Raw genomic sequence first — 20,651 nt, forward strand, 5'->3', positions numbered from 1 at the left:
CCGCTGCCGGGGCGAAGCTTCCACCGCCATGTAAAATGCTGATTTTTTAGTCAGGACACATGGCGAAAGCTATCCAACGGGCGCCCGTTCTGGGCCCGGCGTTCATTCGCCTGCTGGCCCGTTTCAAGGACGATGCAGTCTCGCGCGCGGCGCCGGACGTGCCCGAACGGCTGGCGCAATGGTTCGACTGGAACCGCGCCATCACGCTGTCGCGGGCGTTGGACAACCGCGCGCCACCGCCGCCGGAAGGCCCCGCCTTCGACGAATCACAGGACGCCGAGTGCGCCCGCATCCGCGCTATGTTGACCGATGCCATCCACGCCGACATCGACATGACCCCGCCACGCAACGCGCCGGCCGCTGAAACCGCCGCGCAGGCCGCGTTCGCGCCGTACCGCCAGCATTGCCTCAAACAGCAGCGCTCCATGCAGATCGCCACCGGCAAGCTGCGCGGCCGTCTGCGCGACATGCTGGCGCGGCAGTCCGAGGCCAAGGCGCAGCTGGCCGAAGTGGACGCGGTGATGGAAGCCACGCTGAGCCCACGCGAACACAACCTGCTTGCCAATGTCCCCGCCCTGCTCGGCCTGCATTTCGAGCGCCTGCACGACAGCAACATCGCAACTCCCACCGACGCACCCGCATCGGACTCCCCCACGACATCCTCCGGCCCTTGGCTGGCCAACTTCCGCCAGGACCTGCGCATCGCGCTGCTGGCCGAACTGGATGTCCGCTTCCATCCCATCGAAGGTCTGCTCGCAGCCCTGCGTACCCGGTAACCCAACGCCCATGCTCAGAAATTTCGTCGCTGTCGTTGTCTTCCTTGTCGGCCTGCTGGCCGTCTGCTGGATCGGTGTGGGCTACGCCGGCACCCATCCACTGGCCGCCGTGGTCGCGGCGGTGATCGCCGCCTGCTATCTGGTCGGCGCGGTGGAGTTGTTCCGCTACCGCCAGGCCACCAGCACGCTGCTGCAGGCATTGCCGGCCATCCAGGAGGGCAGCGACAACCTCGACGGCTGGCTGTCTCGCTTGAACCCGGGCCTGCGCAACGCCGTGCGGCTGCGCGTGCAGGGAGAGCGCGTCGGCCTTCCTGCGCCTGCCTTGACGCCGTATCTGGTCGGCCTGCTGGTGCTGCTGGGCATGCTCGGCACGCTGCTGGGCATGATGGCCACGCTGCGCGGCACCGGCCTGGCGCTGGAAAGCGCTACCGACCTGGACGCCATCCGCAGCTCGCTGGCCGCACCGGTCAAAGGCTTGGGCTTTGCCTTTGGTACCTCGATCGCCGGCGTCGCTTCGTCGGCCGCACTCGGCCTGCTGTCGGCGCTGTTGCGGCGTGAACGCAGCAATGCGGTGCAGGAACTGGACGCCGGCATCGCCGCGCACCTGCGCGCACATTCGCAGGCATTTCAGCGCAATGAAACCTTCCGCCTGCTGCAGGAACAGAATGCACTGATGCCGACACTGGTCGATCGCCTGCAGGCGATGATGGCCAGCCTCGAACAGCAGCAGCAGGGCAACAACGAACGCCTGCAGGCCGGCCAGCAGGAATTCCACCAGCGTACCGAAGCGGCCTATACGCAGTTGGCCTCGTCGTTGCAGCAGTCGATGCAGGCAGGCATTACCCAGCAGGCCAACGCCGTGGGTGCCGCGCTGCAACCGGTGGTGGATGCCACCATGAGTGGGCTGAGCGAGAAGTCGAATGCATTGCATGCGGCCATCGACAACGCAGTGCAGAAGCAGCTCGACGGGCTCAATGCCTCCGTGCGTGGTGCCGCCACCGCAGCCAGCGAAAGCTGGAGCAGCGCACTGGCCGAACAACAGCGCGGCAACAGCGCGCTCACCCACGAACTGCAGCAGGCATTGCAACAGTTCACCGCCACGTTCGAACAGCGTTCGGCCACCCTGCTCGATGGCGTCGCCTCGCGCATGGAAGACAACGCCGGACGCACTGCCGAGGCGTGGAGCAGCGCGATCACCCAGCAGCAGCATGCGCATGAAGCACTCGCGCAGCGCAACGAGCAGGCATTGGTCAGCGCCTCGGCCAGCTTTGAAAGTCACTCGCGCTCGCTGCTCGATGCCCTGCAGCAATCGCATGCCGAACTGCAGTCGGCCTTTGCCGCCAACGACACGCAGCGCCTGGGCAACTGGTCGCAGGCACTGACCGCAATGGTCGCCGCACTGGACCAGAGCTGGCAGCGCAATGGCGAACAGGTCGCGCAGCGTCAGCAGCAGATCTGCGACACGCTGGCGCAGACCACACAGGCCATGAGCGAGCAATCGCAGGCACAGGCACGCGACACCATCACCGAAATTTCGCGGCTGGTGCAGAGCGCTTCGGAAGCGCCGCGCGCCGCGGCCGAAGTGGTGGCTGAGCTGCGCCAGAAGCTGTCCGACAGCATGGTGCGCGACACCGCCATGCTGGAAGAGCGCAGCCACCTGCTGTCCACGCTGGAAACATTGCTGGGCGCGGTCACCCACGCATCCACCGAGCAGCGTACCGCCGTGGATGCCCTGGTCAGCACCTCGGCCGAGCTGCTGGAGCGCGTCGGCAATCGCTTCACCGCACAGATCGAAACCGAAGCCGGCAAGCTCGACAACGCCGCCGCACATGTCACCAGCAGCGCGGTGGAAGTGGCCAGCCTGGGCGAAGCCTTCGGCGGTGCGGTACAGCTGTTCGGGCAGTCCACCGAAACCTTGAACGAACGTCTGCAGCTGATCGAAACCGCGCTGGACAAGTCACTCGCACGCAGCGATGAGCAGCTGGCCTACTACGTCGCACAGGCGCGTGAAGTCATCGACCTGAGCATGCTCTCGCAGAAGCAGATCATCGGCGAGCTGCAGCAGCTGGCCGTGGCCCGTGATGGCATCGGGGCCGGTCACGCATGAGCGACGAGATCGAGTTCGATGCCGAATCCAGCGCCACCACCTGGGCCGCCTTCGGCGATCTGATGTCGGTGCTGCTGGGTGCGTTCGTGTTGATCCTGGCCAGCGTCATCGGCATCCAGTTGCTGCTGCACAACCGCCTCGATGAGGAAGTGAAGCAGCGCCAGGAACAGACCGCCAAGCTCAAGACACTGGAGCAGGCGCTGGCCGCGCCGTTGGCCGCTGGCCGCGTCACCGTCATCAACGGCCGCATCGGCATCAGCGGCAGCGTGCTGTTCGCACTCAACTCCGACCAGCTGCAGCCGGAAGGCCGCGAACTGCTGCAGAGCATCGCCGGACCGCTGCGCGACTACCTGCATGCGCGCGAGGAAATCCTGATGGTCAGCGGCTTCACCGACAACCAGCCGGTGCGCGTGGCCAATGCGCGCTTCGCCGACAACCTGGAGCTGTCGGCTGCGCGTGCGCTCACCGTCACCCGCACCCTGATCGCCGATGGCGTGCCGGCATCATCGGTGTTCGCCGCCGCGTTCGGCGCCGAGCAGCCGGTCAGCTCCAACGACGATGTAGCTGGCCGCGCGAAGAACCGTCGCGTCGAAATCGCGCCCATCCCGCGCCCGAAACAGGACGCCACGGCGGATGCAAAGTAACGCCGCCACGCCACAAGCGCGGTTGAATGCCTGGCGCAAAGCCGGCGCCGATCGGGTCGACCCGCTGCGCTTCGGCCTGATGCGTGCACTCGCCGACCGCGCCGAGCGCCACGACGGGCTGGTACGTCAACAATTGGATGCACGATTGTCCGCCCTGGCAGATGCGTATGCCGAAGTGATTGCCGAACGTACGCCGGCGGCGGCGCCGATCACCCCTGCAGACAGCCCGCTGAGGGCATTGCTGCAACAGTTGGACGCGGTGCCACTTCAGTACGCCCTGCCCCTGCACGCTTCCAGCACTGGCATGGCACAGGAGCGCGACAGCAATGTGGCGAACGAGGCGGCGCTGATGCCGGCACTGGATGAGTTCCAGCAGCTGTGGAGCCGCATCCGCATCGAGAGCCTGCTGCGTCAATGCCTGGATTCGCTGCCCGAAGATGCCGGCCCGCTGCATTCCAGCGTGCTCACCTACCGGGCCATGGCGCTGATGCAGGACATCTCACCGGACTATCTGCAGCACTTCATCGCCTATGTCGATGTGCTGACGTGGATGGATCAGCTGGGTGGCGGTGAAGAGCCCGTTCGCATCGCGCGCAAACGCAAGGGCAGCCGCCCGAAAGCCTAGTCGCATCGGACAGCTAAGCTCTGCCACTCATCCACAACCCAGTGGGCAGCGCAGTAAAAGACTGTAGAACCAGCCTGCAGGAGCCGTTTCCCGGCATCGGCCTTGCCAGTTTGCGCGGCAAGGCCCGGCGCGCACTATCAGAAGTGCCTTGCCGCAGGCACCGTCTCGCAGTGGCTGAGCACTGCCATCTCGAGTATCTCCGCGTCGAGGTGCTCAGCCTTGGATACCGCCGACATCCGATTTGCCTCCAGTTCCTCGATCTGGCGCGAAAGTTCGCCATTGATCGCTTCGCATAGCTGCTCGAAGCTCAGCCGCTCATCCATGTGTTCACGCTTGGCGATGAACTCATAGCGCCCGCCCCCCATCAGCGCATTGAAGAAGCCCATAGCGATCTTCTCGTTGGCCTCGGCCAAAGATGAAGCCAGCTGGCTGTTCTGAATCTGGTCCAGCACCTCACCAAAGTGCTGATTGACGTCGCTGAGCAGATCGTCGTCTGCTGGCAGTATTTCGACCGATTTCCCACGTAGCGCGCTCTTGTTGAATACCGTGCGACCCTCGACAAATCGACGATCCAGCTTCAAATCAGTAAACCCGATGTTCTCGGCTTCATGCGCACCGTGAACATATACCACCTTCGATCCCTTCTTCAGCTCGAAGCCTAGCTTCTTCAGGTCAATACCGATCTTCATCACGTAGGTCGCGTCAACCACGCCCACATACTCACGGCTGGTCGACCGCTCGAGGCCCAGTAGACCACCATCAGCCGCACTGCAGAGCTTCTGCTTGAATGAGGTGAATTGTCCCTCGATGGAAAAGAAGGCCACCTGCAACTGTCGCTCGATCGCCCCGGCGTTCACCTGGCGGCTCTTGAGCCGTTCCACCTCCGCGAGCAGCGCCGCGTTCTCCGTGGCCAGCTGCACACGCTCTTTCTGCTTGTTCTTCAGACGCTCGACTAACGTGTTGACCATCGCGCCTGCACCCTTGGTCACATCGCCAATGCCGGCGATCACCTGGGCCGTTGATTCGGTAAGTGGCTTGATCGTGGCGATGGCTTCGTTGCCAATACCCGCCACGGCGTTGACGCCGGCCCCGGCAACCGCCGCTGCGGCACCAATGCTCCTGTCGGTACTACGGAACAGGCGCGCCATAAAGAACCCGGCCAGAGCCGCGACGACGACGATCACCACCAGGATCACAACCCAGACTTGATTGCTCATTGCTCCCCCTATACAGCCGCAGATGGTATCGCAACTATATGAGGGCATCATTGCTGCATATGTGCGCGGCGGTGCGGCTCATCTCCGCACCGCCGCAGCAGGTATCCCGCTGGCTCAGGCCGCGGTATCCACCAGCACCAGCTCGGTATCTTCCAGCGCGCGGATGTGGATGCTCTCCACCCCGGTGATGGCGGCACCATCGCGGGCTTCCAGCATCACGCCATCCACTTCAACCTTGCCGATGTTCGGCACCAGGTAGCCGTGGCGGGTGGCGTCGGTGAAGCGGTACTCGGTGGTTTCACCGGCCTTGAGCGAGGCGCCCAGCACGCGGGCGTTGGCACGGATGGGCAGTGCATCGTCATCACCCTGCATGCCGCTGGCCAGGGCGACGAAGCTGCCCGAGCGCTCGCCCTTCGGGAACGGCTTGGTGCCCCACGACGGCTTGCCACCACGCTCATCCGGGAAGATCCAGATCTGGAAGATGCGGGTGATGCCCGGCTCCCGGTTGTACTCGGCGTGGCGGATGCCGCTGCCGGCACTCATCACCTGCACATCGCCGGCCTCGGTACGGCCTTTATTGCCCTGGTCGTCCTGGTGGGTGATGGCGCCCTCGCGCACGTAGGTGATGATTTCCATCTCCGCATGCGGATGCGGCGGGAAGCCGGTGCCGGGCTGGATGGTGTCGTCGTTCCAGACCCGCATCGCACCCCAGTGCATGCGCTTGGGATCGTGGTACTCGGCAAACGAGAAATGATGCTTGGCATCCAGCCAGCCGTGATTGGCTCCGCCAAGGCTGGCAAATGGGCGACGTTCAATCATGGTGTTCTCCTGGGCTGCGGTTGGATTCGATGGGCGCAGTCTAGGCCTGCCACCATCCATCCAGAATAGAACCAATGGAAACTCATTCTTTCCGTTTGTGACATGATAAAACAACGATCTCAAGCGCACCCGTCATGAACAGACTCCCCGACCTGGAAGCCTGGGCCATCTTCGCCAAAGTGGCTGAAGCCGGCTCCTTCGCCCGCGCAGCCGAGGAACTGCAGCTGTCGCAGGCCACCGTTTCCAAAGCCATCACCCGGCTGGAAACCCGCATCGGCACCACGCTGTTCCACCGCACCTCGCGGCGCATGTCGTTGACCGGCGCAGGGGAAGCCGCACTGGAGCGCGCGGCACGCATCCTCGGTGAAGGCGAAGCGGTGGAGGCCGAAGTGGCCGACCGCTCGGCAGCATTGCGCGGGTTGATCCGCGTGGCGGCGCCGATGTCGTTCGGCGTGTCGCGGTTGGCGCCGTTGCTGCCGGAGTTCATGCAGGCGCACCCGGACGTGGAACTGGACATCCAGCTCAGCGACGAGATGGTGGACATGGTGGGCGAACGCTTCGATCTGGCGCTGCGTATCGCCACGCTGGCGGACTCCAGCCTGCGCGCGCGTCGGCTATGCCAGGTGCGTATCCTGTTGGTCGGCGCCCCGGCGTATTTCGCGAAGCACGGCCGGCCCGAGCATCCGCGCGATCTGGCCCGACATCGCGGCTTTCAGTACAGCTACACACGCAGCGGCAACACATGGCGATTCGCCCACAGCCGCCACGGCGAGTTCGCGCAGACCGTGCCGCGCCAGTTGCAGGCCAACAATGCCGAAGTCTTCGATGCCGCGTTGCGCGCCGGGCTTGGGCTTGCCCTGCAACCGGAATTCCTGGTGTGGGAAGAACTTCGCGACGGCACGCTGGAGGCGGTGATGAGCGACTGGAAGGTCGAACCGCTGGCCCTGAGCATCGTCACCCCGCCCGGCCTGCACCGGCCGGCACGCGTGCAGGCACTGATCGACTACCTGGCAACGTTCCTGGAACAGCCGCCTTGGGCGGCCAGCACGACAGAGCAAGACCCACGCTAGTACCAGGACAGGCGCGACGACGACATCATGGGCAATCCACAGCGGAGCAAGGCTCCGCTCTACAGGCCCTCACCCGTCGGATCAGAAGCGGACTTCGCCGCCCAGGGTCAACACGTCGGCGCGGTTCACCCGGTCACCGTCGTAGTCGTTGTAGTACGGGCTGGAATACAGGTAAGCGGTGTACATCAGCTGCAGATTGAAGTGGCGGTTGATGTCCACGCCGATGCCAACGCCTACATAGCCACCATCAATGCTGCTGCCTTCGCCAAACCAGTCGTCCCCGTCTGCATACCAATAACCGCCACGGGCCACGCCGAACCACGCGCTGTCCGGGCCGAAGTTGAAGCGAGCATTGGCGCCCACACTGGAGAAGCGCAGGCTCGGGATTTCATAACCTCGCCACTGCGTGTCCTGCAGACGACCCGTGGCTACTTCAACGCCGACCTGGGTAAGTTCATCGACCTGCCAGCGGTAGCCCGCGTTGACCGACACCACACGCTGATCAATATCTTCGATCACCCAGCCCGCGCCCGCCTGCGCGCCAACAAAGAAGCCGCCTCGCGGTTGTTCAACCCGCTGCCGTTGAACCGGTTGTGCCGCATAGGCCGATGCGGCCACCGTCGGCGAGCTGCCATCGGATGACGCCGTGGAAACGGGCTGTGCCTGCTGGCCCTGCTGCTGGGCGCGATAGGTGGTCCAGCCCGAGGAGATGGATTGCGCATGCGCCGTTGAGGCACCGGCAATCAACAGTACGGGGACAACAACCGCTGCGAGCTTGTTCATCTGCATTCCTTTGGATTGATCCGGACATCCCTTACCGCTTGCCCAAGAGGTGCAGCTGCTCGACGTTACCGTTCGCGGCGTCACTTGTCTGGAGCATGCCCTTGGCGGACGCTGCATTGCAGCGCCGGAACGGCATGGCTTCAGTCCCCTTTGCGCGGCACATTGAAGGCAGCCATGCGCGCTGTCAACCAACCTCTTGCGCAGGCCAGGCAGCGCCCCTCCGAACCCTCCACTGGCTCTTACGAAAGCCACCGCGTCTTGCCGGCAGTACCCAGGAAAGCCGATACACCGCGGGCTGGCCACCCCTGCCAAACGTATCGTTCCCGCGAGAACGCGAAAACCGTGACCGGGCTATGAAAGCATGAGCCGGGCGATCCGCGTCGGGTTCGAAAGAGCAGCCCAGGAAAGCGCCAGATAGGTCTTGTACGAGCCTGGAAACCTGCTTCGCGTGTAACTACCGCGTGGCCGTCGCCGGATACGCCAGCATCACCACCAGGTCATCTTCACCGGTCTGCTGCAATGCATGCGTACTACCGCTGCGCGTCAGCAGTGCATGGCCAGGACCAACGTCATACTGCCTGCCATCGAGCACATACAGGCCGCGACCGCTGACGACGTAATAGATCTCATCCTTGTGTTGCGGGTGCAGGCCAATACCGGCTCCCTTGTGCAGCACGCGCTTGCGCAGGACGAACGGAAGATCACCCACTTCCGCGAAGAAGGAATACGCCGTGGTCGGGCCAGCACCACCATGCGGACCGGGCTGCTCCCGTGCGATGTCCTGTTCGCGGATCACCAGCGACCCGTGAGGGTTCGCGACATCGGTGTTGATGGCGGACGCAGCGGTGGGCGTTGCCGATACGGATGCAGTTGCCACAGGAGAAGCCGGCGCGCTGATCGCACCACAATCGATATCGCGCTTCAAACCCGCTTTCATCTGCGGCTGCAGCTCCACCCAGCCACGCATCACCAGACAGGCGACCGCATTGGCCCCGGCAACACTGAAGTGGGTACCGTCGGCCTTGTTCTGCTCGGGCACGAACATGAAGTACGGCCTGGCACCCTGCTCGCCCAGCGCACGGATCCACGCCGCCGAGCTGGCATTGAGATCGATCAGCGGCACGTTCTGCTCGTGCGCCACGCGCTTCATCGCCAGCGTGTAGCGGCCGTGCGTATCCAGCAGCGCGCCGAAGTCGTACAGCAACCGTGCAACCGGTGTGATCAACATTGGCGTGGCGCCTTTTTCCCGCGCCACGGCGATGTAGCGCGACAGGAACCGGGCGTAGTCGGTCTCCGGGTCGGTAAAGCGCGTGGGATCTTCGACCTTGGCATCGTTGTGGCCGAACTGGATCAACAACACATCGCCGGCCTGCAGCTCGTTGGCAATGGCATCCAGCCGCCCTTCGTTGATGAAGCTGCGCGTGCTGCGGCCGCCGATGGCGTGATTGCGCACCTGCCACTGCAGCGGGTCCAACCAGCTCTGCAACGCCTGTCCCCAACCGGCCTGTGGCGCACGTTCCGGGCCATAGGTCGCAGCGGTGGAATCTGCCGCGATGAAGATGCGATGGGTGGGTTCGTCCGCGCGGGCAATGCTGGACAGCGAGCAAACGACAACCAGAAACAGTGCAGTGATTTTCATGTTTTGCTTCTGCTCAAAGCCCCTCTCCCATACACGGCGTGAGGGGGCGTTAGCGAACCACGGGTTCGTGGCCCATCGAGCGCGCTTGCGTCAGCGCAAGCGCGGGGTTGGGGCGAGGACTGCTTGGCCGGCGCAGCAACGATCATGTCTCCGCACAAACAACAAAGGCGCCAACAGGCGCCCTTGTCTGCCCGTAAAGGCATGCAGCAGTGCCGGCGACTTACTTGCCCAGCACGCCCTTCACGTAGGCCACGATGTCCGCGTCCTGGGCATTGTCGAAGAACGCCTTCTGGAAGCGTTCGCCACCGACCGCCTGCTTCACCAGTTCCGGATCGATCGACTTCAGGCCTTCCACGAAGTCCTTCGAGGCGCCCTGCTTCACCTGTGCCAGGATGCCGGCATTGGCCATCTGCGATTCCTTGCGCTCGGCCGGGTAGCCTTGGCCGCGCTCACCGGCGAATGCCTTCTCGAAGATGTAGCGGATGTTGATTTCCGCACCCCAGCCGAAGCCCTTGGCAAACGGAAGCGCCAGCGCATTGCCGCTGTTGACCTGCGCGAACAGGAACGCATCGGTCGGCTCGATGCAGTAGCCGCAATAGACGCCCGGCCATGCATTGAGCGACATCATCGCGCCCTGGCCGGTGCCGCAGCCGGCAACGACGAAGTCCACCGCCTTCGAATTCAGCAGCAATGCGGCGCAGATGCCCAGGTGGATGTAGGTCAGGCGGTGATCGTTGTCACCGTCCATGCCGACGTTGAACACGTCATGGCCCTGCGCGGCGGCGACGGTGTTGAGTTGTTCCAGCACCACCGGATTCTTGGCGGCCTGGCTGAATTCCTGCATCAATGCGATTTTCATTGCGTGACTCTCATTTGTATTGGGAAACGGTGTTGTTGATGTGGTGGAAGCAGATGCAAAAGCAAAAGCTCCCCTCATCCGCCCCTTCGGGGCACCTTCTCCCGCAAGCGGGAGAAGGGAGATCTGTGCAGTCCGCAGCTATTGCCTTGGCCGTGGCTGTGGCTGTGGCTGTGGCCTTGGCCGTGGCTGTTGCTGTTCCTGTTGCTGTTGCTGTTGCTGTCCCCTCTCCCGCATGCGGGAGAGGGGTAGGGGTGAGGGCGCTTCTAGCTGCCCAGCTTTTGACTCCTTGGCTCTGGCCTTTCAGCCTTCACCTTCACCTTTAGCGCGCCAACCAACCACCATCCACCGGGATGATCGCGCCGTTGACGTAATCCGACGCGCTCGATGCCAGGAACACCGCCGTGCCGCCCAGGTCTTCCGGCTTGCCCCAGCGACCGGCCGGGATGCGATCCAGGATGGCCTTGTTGCGGTCTTCGTCGGCACGCAGCTGTGCGGTGTTGTCGGTGGCCATGTAGCCCGGGGCGATGGCATTGATGGTCACGCCCTTGCCGGCCCATTCGTTGGCGAGCAAACGGGTGATGCCGGCGATGCCGCTCTTGGATGCGGTGTACGACGGCACCCGCACGCCACCCTGGAAGGACAGCATCGAGGCGATGTTGATGATCTTGCCGCTGCCCTGGGCGATGAAGTGCCTGCCCACGGCCTGGCTCATGAAGAACGCGGACTTGATGTTGACGTTCATCACGTCGTCCCAGTCTTTCTCACTGAAATCCACCGCGTCGGCGCGACGGATCAGGCCGGCGTTGTTGACCAGGATGTCCACACGTCCCAGCCCGGCGATGGTTTCGGCCACCACGCGCTCGACCGGCTCGATGCTGATCAGGTTGGCTTCGATGTTGAGGAAGCGGCGTCCCAGTGCGCGCACCTTCTCGGCCGTTTCGTCGGCCGGAACGATGCCGGCGCCGGCAATGTCGGCACCGGCGGCGGCCAGCGCCAGCGCGATGCCCTGGCCCAGGCCGGTATTGGCACCGGTTACCAGTGCGACCTTGCCTTCGAGACTGAATGGATTCGTCATGGTGTTCCTCTCCCTGAGCGGTGGTTCGTGGTTTGCAACCGGCAACGTGGCCGGAAGGGTTGCGGTGCCTACCTTTCAGTGGCTGCCGCAGGCGTGTCCGGGTTGCCCGGGAGCGTGGCTCCAGGGCGGGTTCGGGACGATTCTAGCCATTATGGAAACCGGTGTCATTTTGCACCGCAAGAATTACCGTTTCCTTTATGGAACAAGCGTTTGGGGAATTCAGTCCTGCGGCGGCTGGCAGGAATCGCGCACGATCAGGTGCGGGCGCACACTGGCCATCGGCATGGCGTTCTTGCCTTCGGGCTGGATCAACATGGCCGCGGCGGTGCGCCCGGTGTCGCGGGTATTGCGCCGCACCGAGGTCAGCGACGGCCACAGGCGCGAGGCCAGCGGGCTGTCGTCGTAGCCCACGATCGACAGTTCACGGGGAATACTGATGCCCGCGCGCATGGCGACCTTGTAGACGCCGGCAGCCATTTCGTCGTTGCCGGTGAAGATGGCGGTGGGCCGCTGCTTGCCCAGCAGCAGCTTCTCGGCGGCGGCCACACCCGATTCAAAGGTGTAGCCGGCTTCGATGATCCGCCCCGCAGGCAGCTCGATGCCGCGATTGTGCAGCGCCTCGATGAAACCGGCGGTGCGCTCGTGCGCCGAGCGGTAGGCCGACGGGCCGGTGATCAGCGCGATATCGCGATGGCCCAGTGACAGCAGGTAATCGGCGGCTTCGGCAGCACCATCGCGGTCATGGGTGATCACCATCTGCGAGGTTTCATCCAGCGGCAGCGAGGCGATACGGGTGAAGCGGCAGCCGATTTCTTCCAGCATGTCGGCCAGCGCCTGGTCTTCCGAAGCACGTGGCACCAGGATCACGCCATGCAGCTTCTGCTGCTGCACAAAGCGCTTCACGCCCTCGATGTAGCCGGGGCTGCGCGTGTCGCACGGGTGCACCACCAGCTCGAAGCTGGAACCACGCAATGCATCCAGCGCACCGTTCTGCATGTCCACCACGTACTGCGCGGTGGGGTTGTCGTAGACCATGCCGATCAGGAACGAGCGCCGGAACGCCAGGCCACGGGCCAGCGGGTCCGGCGTGTAGCCCACCTCGCGCATCAACGTCTCGACCTTCTCGCGGGTGTCTTTGCGCACCAGCGGCGAGTTGTTGATGATCCGCGACACCGTCTTCTTGGAGACACCCGACAGCCGCGCGATGTCGTTGATCGTGGCGGGCTTGCCCAGTGACTGCAGCGAGGCGATGGAGTCGGCATTCTTGCGCAAGGGCATATCCTTGAAACCGTTCAATACGTTCATTCTATCGGGCCACGCTCAATGGGGAGCGCGATAACGGAACCGGGGAATGCACCCTGCCGTCGTCGAGCGCTCAGCGCGTCGATTCCAGGTACGGGCGTTCCCCGGCCCATTGTGATGGTAGCGGGTCATGTGCATCTGAACGGGCAGACATCCACCCGAGGAGCAAACAGGAGCGATGCCCTTGCGGCCGGCAGCCGGCCCGGTCAACGCCACCGATGCATCAGCTGCGCAGCAAAGCGGGCAACCACAGCGACATCGCCGGGAAGAACGTCACCGCCAGCAGTACCGTCAGACCGGCCAGCCAGAACGGCCAGATGCTCTTCATGCTTTCGCCCACGGTGATCTTGCCGATGGCCGTGCCGATGAACAGCACCGAGCCTACCGGCGGGGTCACCAGGCCCAGGCCGCCGGTCAGCACCAGCACCAGTCCGAAGTGGATCGGATCGATGCCATACGCCTTGGCCACCGGCAGGAAGATCGGCGTGCAGATCAGGATCATCGGTGCCAGGTCCATGAAGGTACCCAGCAGCAGCAACATCACCACGATCATCAGCAGCACCATGTACTTGCTGTGCGCGAACGACTGCAGGAAATCCACCGCCGCTGCCGGTACCTGCAGATAGGCCAACAACCAGCCGAACACCGCTGCCGTGGCGATCACGAACAGGATCACGCCCGTGCTCCGCGCGGCATGCACGACGGTGGCCATGAACTCCTTCAGGCGCAGCTGCCGGTACAGCACGGTGGTCACCAGCAAGGCGTAGACCACGGCGATCGCTGCCGACTCCACCGCCGTGAAGATGCCGGCGCGGATACCGAAGAAGATCAGCGCCACCAGGCCCAGCCCCGGCAATGCCGCGACCAGCCGCAACAGCACCGCGCGCATGCCGGGGAAGGCTTCCACGCCGTATCCGCGATGACGGGCAACGACGTAGCCGGTCACCATCAACACCACCGTCATCAGCAACGCCGGCACGATGCCCGCAGCGAACAGGTCGGCGATGGACAAACCACCACCGGCTGCGGCCGAGAACAGAATGAGGTTATGCGATGGCGGCACCAGCAGCGCCACCAATGCCGCGGTGATGCTGACGTTGACCGCGAAATCGCGGTCGTAGCCGCGCTTGATCATCTGCGGAATCATCGTGCCGCCCACCGCCGAGACGTCGGCGATGGCCGAGCCGGACACGCCACCGAAGAACAGCGAGGACAGGATCGACACCTGTCCCAGGCCGCCGCGCATGCGCCCGACCAGCGACGAGGCCAGCGAGATCAGGCGCTCGGAGATACCTCCGCGCATCATGATTTCACCGGCAAAGATGAACAGCGGAATGGCGATCAGCGAGGCCGAACCGGTGCCGGCGGAAATCTGCTGTACCAGCACGATGCTCGGCAGATCCAGATACAACAGCGTGGCCAGCGATGCGGCGGCCAACGCATAGGCCACCGGCACGCCGATCAACAGCAGCACACCGAACATGGCGAAAAGAATGGCGATACCCATGGCTCAACGGTCTCCTTCGGCGTCGGTGTCGGCGCTACCGGCAACGGCCCGCAGCGACTGCACCATGCGGTTCAATGCAAACACCGTCATCAATGCGCCACCAATGCTCAGCGGCAGGTAGTTCACGCTCTGCGGCAGGTCGGCGCCCGCGGTCTTGATATGCAGACCGTCGATCCACAACACCCAGCCCCACCAGGCGATGAAGCCGCCGATGATCGCGATGATCAGCGGCACCAGCGCATCGATCGCACGCTTGATCGCCGGGTTGATGTGTTCGGCCAGCAGAAAGAAGCCGAAGTGGCGGTTGGTGTACACGCCAGCCGCCGCCCCCATGCTCATCGCCGTGCTCAACAGCAGCAGCGTTACCGGCTCGGTCCAGCTGGGCGAATCATTGATCACGTAGCGGGCGAATACCTGCCAGCCCTGCACCACCACCAGCCCGAGCAGAGCCAGCACGGCGATGTGGATGACGATATCGGCCAGCTTCTCCAGCGCACGCTGCGCAGCGGTTGGCGCTGTGTTCGTAGTTGTTTCAGACATCGATGCGTGCCCCTCAGGCGAATTCGCGGATGCGACGGTGGAGCGCGGCGATGTCCGCCTGCTGCAGGTACTCACGCAGCAGCGGCGCCGCCGCCTCATGGAAGGCAGGCAGATTCACCGGATTGAATTTCACTCCGGACGCCAACACCGCCTCGCGCGCCTTGTTTTCGGAGGCATCCCATTCGATGCGCATCACCTGCACCGACTGTCGCGCAAGCTCCAGCAACAGCTGGCGGTCGGCGGGCGTCAGTGCATCGAAACTGCGGCGCGACATCAGCAGGATGTCCGGCGCATACGAATGCTGGCTTTCCGACCAGTAATGCGCCGCCTCGAAATGACGGCTGGAATGAAAGCTGCGCATGTTGTTCTCAGCGCCATCGATCATGTGCGTCTCCATGCCGGAGAACGTGTCGCCCAACGACATCGGTGTCGGGTTGGCACCGAACATGCGCATCAACTGCAGGAAGATGTCCGAGCTGGCGACCCGCAGTTTCAACCCGTGCAGATCCTTCGGCTCCACGATCGGATGCTTGGTGTTGTAGAAGCTGCGTGCGCCCGAGTCGTAGACCGCCAGCCCCACCAGGTCGCGGCTCTCGAAGCCCTGCAGCACCGCATCGGCAATGCCGCCATCCAATGCACGGCGCATGTGCGCCACCGAATCGAAGACATACGGCAGGCACAGCGCCCGGGTCAGCGGAAACGCATTGTTCAATGCACCGGAGTACACGCGGGTGATATCGATGGCGCCGAAGCGCGCCATGTCGATGGCCTCGGACTCGCGACCGAGCTGGCCGGAGTGGTACTGGCGTAGTCGCAGGCGTCCGCCGGTGCGCTGTTCCAGTTGCTGGCCGATCCATTTCACCGCGGTGACCGTCGGGTAGTCGGCGACATGCACATCACTTGCGGTCAGCAACTGACCGCCGCCAGCCGCACCGTTGCCACCTGCGGAACACCCCACCAGCATCGGCGCGGCCAGCGCCCCCAGGCTGGTAGTGAGAAAACCTCGTCGAGTAACCATTGCGCCCTCCCGCGCGTGATGGATGTTGCCGCGGGGTTACCCGGCGGCCACGGCCTTGCAGGAAATTTCGCCGCAACCGGCAAATCGGATCAATGCCTGTTGGCCCACGCTGATGTCGTGGATGCCGGTGGCGTTGCCGGTCGCGATCAGATCGCCCTTCTTCAGCGGACGACCACGCTTGGCCGACCGCGACAGCGCGAAGGCATATGCAGCGCGCAGGCCACCGGGCAGATGGGTGGCGCCTCCGGTACCGACGACTTCGCCATCGATCTCGGTCTGCGCGCGCAGATCCGGTTCATCGCGCTGGGCCCAATCCGGGATCTCCGCGCCCAACACCAGGCCGTTGTTGTTGCCAAAGTCGGAAACCACCACGCGCGGCCCCAGGATGTTGATCGTCGCCAACGGACTGCTGGCTACTTCCACACCGATGAACAGCCGTGCCGGCAACGCCTCGGCCTCTTCCGGCGTCCAGTCGAGCTTGTCGGCCGGGGCATCGGCTTCCAGCTGCAGCACGTATTCCGCCTCCACCGCGGCAAAGCCGCCCGCGCCGGAAAACACCGGAATATCTACGATGGCACCGGTAGCATTCCAAAGATTGCGTTTGAAGATCGGGCCCAGCAGCCGTTCGTCGCCGGAAACATCACGTCGCTCGGCGGCGATATAGCCCACCTTCCAACCGACCACGTCATCGCCCCAGCGGCCAATGGCCAGGTCCTGCACGCGATAAGCGGTGACCAGATCGTCCGGGATCGTGCCGGGAAAATCCGGAAGCGAACGGCCTTCACGGCGCGCTTCCACAAAATGGCGGGCAATGTCGTCCAGTCCGGTATCCACCGGGGGCTGGCTGCCTGGGTCGTTGCTCAAGTGACTCTCCTGGTGTCTTTGTTGCACTGCCAATCGACAGTGCCGTGGCTGGCTGTATAAGGTAAACCGGTGTCATCTGACAATGTGCAGTGCACCAGAAGCCTTGCAATCCAGCCGAGCCGATACTCCTCATGCAGCGCCGAATCCTACCGAAATCCTTGTGCCACCTGCTTTTCATGCTGGTTGCAGGGTTCCTGCCTGCCGCCGCATCGGCGGTACCGGACGGCGAGCCCGCCCCGGGTTCGGCCGAACGCATTGCGCTGTGGCCGCAGGGATTGGCACCGGGGGACAAACCCTTGTCACAGCCGCAGCGCATCGTCGAACGCAGCGAGGATCCGGCCCTGCCGGATCGCTTCATTGATCACGTCAGCGCCCCGTATCTGGTCGTTTATCGCCCGGCCAAGGCCAATGGCGACGCCTTGCTGGTGATCCCCGGGGGCGGCTATCAGCGGGTAGTGCTCGACAAGGAAGGCAGCGCGCTGGTGCCCGCCTTTGTCGACCAGGGCGGCATCACCCTGTTCGTACTGCGCTATCGCCTGCCCGGCGAAGGCCGCACCGATCGAGAGGCATCGCTGGCCGATGCTCAACGTGCCCTGCGGTTGATCCGCCATCGGGCGGCCAACTGGAACGTGGATCCCAAGCGCCTCGGCGTCATGGGCTTCTCCGCTGGCGGCCACCTCGCCGCCCGCCTGGGCACCGGCTTCGATCATCCGGTCTATCCGGCCACCGACGCCATTGACGGCGAATCCGCGCGACCCGATTTCCAGCTGCTGATCTATCCCGTCATCGACATGATCGGCAGCGATGCCCACGCCGGTTCACGCGAGCGCCTGCTGGGCGTGGATCCCTCGCCCGAGCTGCTGCAACGCTATTCCCTGCAGATGCAGGTCCGCCCGGACACGCCATCAACCTTCCTGCTGCACGCCGCCGACGATCAGGTGGTGCCTGTCGGCAACAGCCTGCTGCTCTATCAATCACTGCAAAGAGTCGGCATCTCCAGCGAAATGCACCTCTTCCCGCAGGGTGGCCACGGGTTCGGCACCCGCGGCACTGCCGGCCTGACCACCGCTGCCTGGCCCCGTTTGGCACTGGATTGGATCGCTTCGCAGCGAGCGACATCGATCGGCACCCGCGGGCAAGCCCAATGATCTGACCGATGCGACGCACCAAAGCCCCTCTCCCCTCGCGGGAGAGGGGCTGGGGAGAAGTGGCGTTGGAATCGCCCTTGCCTCCGAAACCCCGTTTTGGTTCCACATAACCCGAAGATCGCCACCATGACCCAGCCAGCCAACCCGCACCGCCGCGATTTCCTCCGCCAAAGCACCCTGTTTTCCCTAGGCGCAGGCATGGCCAGCCACGCGACGGCCAGCTGGGCCGACCCGACAGCACATCACACCGCCAGCCCCATCGCCCGCGTACGCAGCGGGCGCCTCGCCGGCCAGACCGAAGGCAGCATCCACGTCTTCCGTGGCATTCCTTACGGCGCTGACACCTCGATCCGCCGCTTCCAACCTGCCCTGCAGGAACTGCCTTGGCGCGGCATCCGCGACGCACTCGCCTACGGCCCGGCCGCCCCGCAAACCGGCAGCGAAGCCCCGGGCAGCGAAGACTGCCTGCGCCTCAATGTCTGGACGCCCGCGTTGCGCGACGGCGGCAAGCGGCCGATCCTGTTCTACATCCACGGCGGCGCCTACAACAACGGCTCGGGTAGCGACCCGCTGTACGACGGCGGCAATCTGAGCCGGCGCGGCGACGTGGTGGTCATCACCGTCAACCATCGCCTCAACCTGTTCGGCTATCTCTACCTGGCCCAGCTTGGCAGCGCTGCATTGGCAGATTCCGGCAATGTCGGCCAGCTCGATCTGATCCAGGCGCTGCAGTGGGTACGTCAGCACGCGGCCGAATTCGGTGGCGACGCCGACAACATCACCGTCTTCGGTCAATCCGGCGGGGGTGCCAAGATCGCCACTTTGATGGCGATGCCGGCAGCGAAGGGATTGTTCCACCGCGCCTGGACGATGAGTGGCCAGCAGGTCACCGCAGCCGGGCCGCGCGCCGCCACCCAGCGTGCCCAGCTGGTGCTCGGTCACCTCAAGCTCGCCGATGCAGATGCCTTGCGCGCATTGCCGATGGAAAAGCTGCTGGAAGCGGTCAAGGTCCGTGACCCTTCGCGGATAGAGAACAGCGGCCTGTACGTCGGTCCGGTGCTGGACGCCCGCAACCTGCCGGCGCATCCGTTCTGGCCGCAGGCGCCCGCACAATCAGCTGACATCCCGATGGTCATCGGCAACACCCACGACGAAACCCGGGCCTTCCTCGGCAACGATCCCAAGAACCACGCACTGAGCTGGGATGAACTACCGGCCAGGCTCGAGGCCCAGCAGTACACCGACCTGCTGCCCTCGGTGGTCATCGCCGAATACCAGCGCTTGTACCCGCACTACACGCCTTCGGAAGTTTTCTTCGCCGCCACCACCGCAGGCCGCTCCTGGCGAGGCGCCGTCGAAGAGCTCGAAGCCCGCGCCCGCCAAGGAGCACCCACCTGGGCGTATCAACTCGATTGGTATGACCGTGGTGGCGATGCCGCCAACCTGCGCGCCTTCCACACCCTCGACATTCCGCTGGTTTTCCACAACCTGCAGCAACCCGGCTCACGTACTGGCAGCAGTGCGGAGGCCCAACGCGTCGCCACGGCCATGAGCGATGCCCTGCTCGCCTTCGCCCGCCAAGGCGATCCCAATCACGCAGGATTGTCACGTTGGGATCCATACACGCTCGATCGCCGCCAAACGCTGCAATTCGACACCGAAAGCCAGCAGAGCGACGACCCCCGCGGCGGCGAACGACAGCTTTATCAACAAGCGCCCTTCATCCAGCGCGGCACATTCTGAGCCCCTATTCCCTGCAGGAGAGACGCGCTTCCCAAACCCTCTTCCGCCCCTCTTGTCCCGAAGTCGGTCGCTGCGAGCCGTTCCCGCGCTAAGCGCGCGGGTGATGGAGCTGCGGACAGTTCAGTCCTCAGGCATTCCGCAGCCAGCCCCCGAGTACCTCAACAGAATCTTTACCGCCGTCGCCTAGACTGCGGTCATGCACTTGAATCAAGACAACTACCCGGACTTTCCCGGTCGCCAACATCTCCTGGACGGCATCGATGCCGCGGTGCAGGCCGCTGACACGAGCAGCACTGTCATCCAGATTCAGAACGTCCTCCAACGCGCCATCAATGATCCGCGCATCAGCCTGCCGCCGGGCGTGCATTCCCCGGTGAGCGATCATTACGCCCGTCGCGAGCTCTACCGCAGCCCGCGCCATGGTTACAGCATCATCGCCATGACCTGGGGCCCATCGCAGGGCACCCCCTTGCATGACCACGACGGGCTCTGGTGCGTCGAAGGCGTCTGGCGCGGCGACCTCGACATCACGCCGTATCAACTGCTCGAACGCGACAACGAACACTTCCGCTTCGCCCGGCAACCCTGCCTGCACGGCTGCCGCGGCAGCGCCGGCAACCTGATTCCGCCGGACGAATACCACACCCTGCGCAACACCCGCAGCGACGACATCGCCGTATCGGTACACGTCTATCAACGCGCCATGCAGCGCAGCCATGTCTTCGAACCGATCGACGGTAAACCGCAGTGGTTCCAACGCGAAGCACGGCCACTGCAGCTGGATTCCTGACGGCAGCTGCTGACCTTCCCCAGCCGAACGGCTCGGGCAGCACACGCAAATCCAGAGCCGCTCCCGGAGAGGGAAGGTCAGTTTGCGAAGTACCGTTCTGCTGCCCGCTGCGCCGGCGTAACGGC

Annotated in this window: 19 protein-coding genes; 8 read left to right on the plus strand and 11 right to left on the minus strand. The window is 64.2% G+C overall.

What is annotated here, in order from left to right; all coding sequences use genetic code 11:
- Positions 1-59: 59 nt before the first annotated feature.
- The 4 genes from ABB26_RS16475 to ABB26_RS16490 are packed head-to-tail and all read left to right on the plus strand — an operon-like array spanning position 60 to position 4,152.
- The gene (locus tag ABB26_RS16475) at positions 60-776 is read left to right on the plus strand and encodes a DUF3348 domain-containing protein (RefSeq protein ID WP_057635807.1); all 717 of its coding nucleotides are present in this window, start codon (positions 60-62) and stop codon (positions 774-776) included.
- Positions 777-786: 10 nt separating this feature from the next.
- Positions 787-2,883: a DUF802 domain-containing protein gene (locus ABB26_RS16480; RefSeq protein ID WP_057635808.1), complete on the plus strand. Its 2,097-nt coding sequence runs from the start codon at positions 787-789 to the stop codon at positions 2,881-2,883.
- On the plus strand, positions 2,880-3,527 hold the full coding sequence (locus ABB26_RS16485) for an OmpA family protein (RefSeq protein ID WP_057635809.1): 648 nt from the start codon (positions 2,880-2,882) through the stop codon (positions 3,525-3,527). The genes ABB26_RS16480 and ABB26_RS16485 overlap by 4 nt, the downstream gene beginning before the upstream one ends.
- Positions 3,517-4,152 carry a DUF2894 domain-containing protein gene (locus tag ABB26_RS16490; protein ID WP_057635810.1) on the plus strand — a complete coding sequence of 212 codons (636 nt, stop codon included), beginning with the start codon at positions 3,517-3,519 and terminating at the stop codon, positions 4,150-4,152. The genes ABB26_RS16485 and ABB26_RS16490 overlap by 11 nt, the downstream gene beginning before the upstream one ends.
- A gap of 137 nt (positions 4,153-4,289) precedes the next feature.
- On the opposite strand, the gene ABB26_RS16495 is transcribed toward ABB26_RS16490, so the two are convergent.
- Together ABB26_RS16495 and ABB26_RS16500 are read right to left on the minus strand one after the other, a co-directional pair.
- Positions 4,290-5,369, minus strand: coding sequence for a hypothetical protein (locus ABB26_RS16495; RefSeq protein WP_057635811.1), 1,080 nt, complete (start codon positions 5,367-5,369; stop codon positions 4,290-4,292).
- 114 nt (positions 5,370-5,483) lie between these two features.
- Positions 5,484-6,188, minus strand: a complete 705-nt coding sequence (locus ABB26_RS16500) for a pirin family protein (protein WP_057635812.1) — start codon at positions 6,186-6,188, stop codon at positions 5,484-5,486.
- 134 nt (positions 6,189-6,322) lie between these two features.
- Here ABB26_RS16500 and ABB26_RS16505 point away from each other — a divergent pair, with 134 nt between their 5' ends.
- On the plus strand, positions 6,323-7,258 hold the full coding sequence (locus ABB26_RS16505) for a LysR family transcriptional regulator (RefSeq protein WP_057635813.1): 936 nt from the start codon (positions 6,323-6,325) through the stop codon (positions 7,256-7,258).
- Between the two features lie 81 nt (positions 7,259-7,339).
- Here the strand turns inward: ABB26_RS16505 and ABB26_RS16510 are convergent, their stop codons facing one another.
- The 9 genes from ABB26_RS16510 to ABB26_RS16550 form a co-directional block, all read right to left on the minus strand.
- Positions 7,340-8,041 carry an outer membrane beta-barrel protein gene (locus ABB26_RS16510; protein ID WP_083490893.1) on the minus strand — a complete coding sequence of 234 codons (702 nt, stop codon included), beginning with the start codon at positions 8,039-8,041 and terminating at the stop codon, positions 7,340-7,342.
- 454 nt (positions 8,042-8,495) lie between these two features.
- A complete protein-coding gene (locus ABB26_RS16515; protein WP_057635815.1) occupies positions 8,496-9,680 on the minus strand; it encodes a GDSL-type esterase/lipase family protein in 1,185 nt (394 codons plus the stop codon).
- 220 nt (positions 9,681-9,900) lie between these two features.
- On the minus strand, positions 9,901-10,539 hold the full coding sequence (locus tag ABB26_RS16520) for an RpiB/LacA/LacB family sugar-phosphate isomerase (protein WP_057635816.1): 639 nt from the start codon (positions 10,537-10,539) through the stop codon (positions 9,901-9,903).
- Positions 10,540-10,858: 319 nt separating this feature from the next.
- Entirely contained in the window at positions 10,859-11,614 is a 756-nt protein-coding gene (kduD, locus tag ABB26_RS16525; protein WP_057635817.1) for a 2-dehydro-3-deoxy-D-gluconate 5-dehydrogenase KduD, read from the minus strand.
- Positions 11,615-11,833: 219 nt separating this feature from the next.
- Positions 11,834-12,892, minus strand: a complete 1,059-nt coding sequence (locus ABB26_RS16530; RefSeq protein ID WP_057635827.1) for a LacI family DNA-binding transcriptional regulator — start codon at positions 12,890-12,892, stop codon at positions 11,834-11,836.
- A gap of 247 nt (positions 12,893-13,139) precedes the next feature.
- Positions 13,140-14,423: a TRAP transporter large permease gene (locus ABB26_RS16535; RefSeq protein ID WP_057635818.1), complete on the minus strand. Its 1,284-nt coding sequence runs from the start codon at positions 14,421-14,423 to the stop codon at positions 13,140-13,142.
- A 3-nt stretch (positions 14,424-14,426) separates the two neighbouring features.
- Complete coding sequence (locus tag ABB26_RS16540; RefSeq protein WP_057635819.1) at positions 14,427-14,963, minus strand: TRAP transporter small permease; 537 nt, start codon at positions 14,961-14,963, stop codon at positions 14,427-14,429.
- A 13-nt stretch (positions 14,964-14,976) separates the two neighbouring features.
- Entirely contained in the window at positions 14,977-15,981 is a 1,005-nt protein-coding gene (locus tag ABB26_RS16545) for a TRAP transporter substrate-binding protein (RefSeq protein WP_083490892.1), read from the minus strand.
- A gap of 36 nt (positions 15,982-16,017) precedes the next feature.
- A complete protein-coding gene (locus ABB26_RS16550) occupies positions 16,018-16,845 on the minus strand; it encodes a 2-keto-4-pentenoate hydratase (protein WP_057635820.1) in 828 nt (275 codons plus the stop codon).
- Between the two features lie 176 nt (positions 16,846-17,021).
- On the opposite strand from ABB26_RS16550, the gene ABB26_RS16555 reads away from it, so the two are divergent.
- The 3 genes from ABB26_RS16555 to ABB26_RS16565 all read left to right on the plus strand — a co-directional run bounded on the left by ABB26_RS16555 (position 17,022) and on the right by ABB26_RS16565 (position 20,526).
- A complete protein-coding gene (locus tag ABB26_RS16555; protein ID WP_245626255.1) occupies positions 17,022-17,993 on the plus strand; it encodes an alpha/beta hydrolase in 972 nt (323 codons plus the stop codon).
- 126 nt (positions 17,994-18,119) lie between these two features.
- A complete protein-coding gene (locus ABB26_RS16560; protein ID WP_057635822.1) occupies positions 18,120-19,736 on the plus strand; it encodes a carboxylesterase/lipase family protein in 1,617 nt (538 codons plus the stop codon).
- A 196-nt stretch (positions 19,737-19,932) separates the two neighbouring features.
- Positions 19,933-20,526: a cysteine dioxygenase family protein gene (locus ABB26_RS16565; RefSeq protein WP_057635823.1), complete on the plus strand. Its 594-nt coding sequence runs from the start codon at positions 19,933-19,935 to the stop codon at positions 20,524-20,526.
- Positions 20,527-20,651: the final 125 nt, after the last annotated feature.

The organism is Stenotrophomonas humi, assembly GCF_001431415.1.
GTDB lineage: Bacteria > Pseudomonadota > Gammaproteobacteria > Xanthomonadales > Xanthomonadaceae > Stenotrophomonas > Stenotrophomonas humi.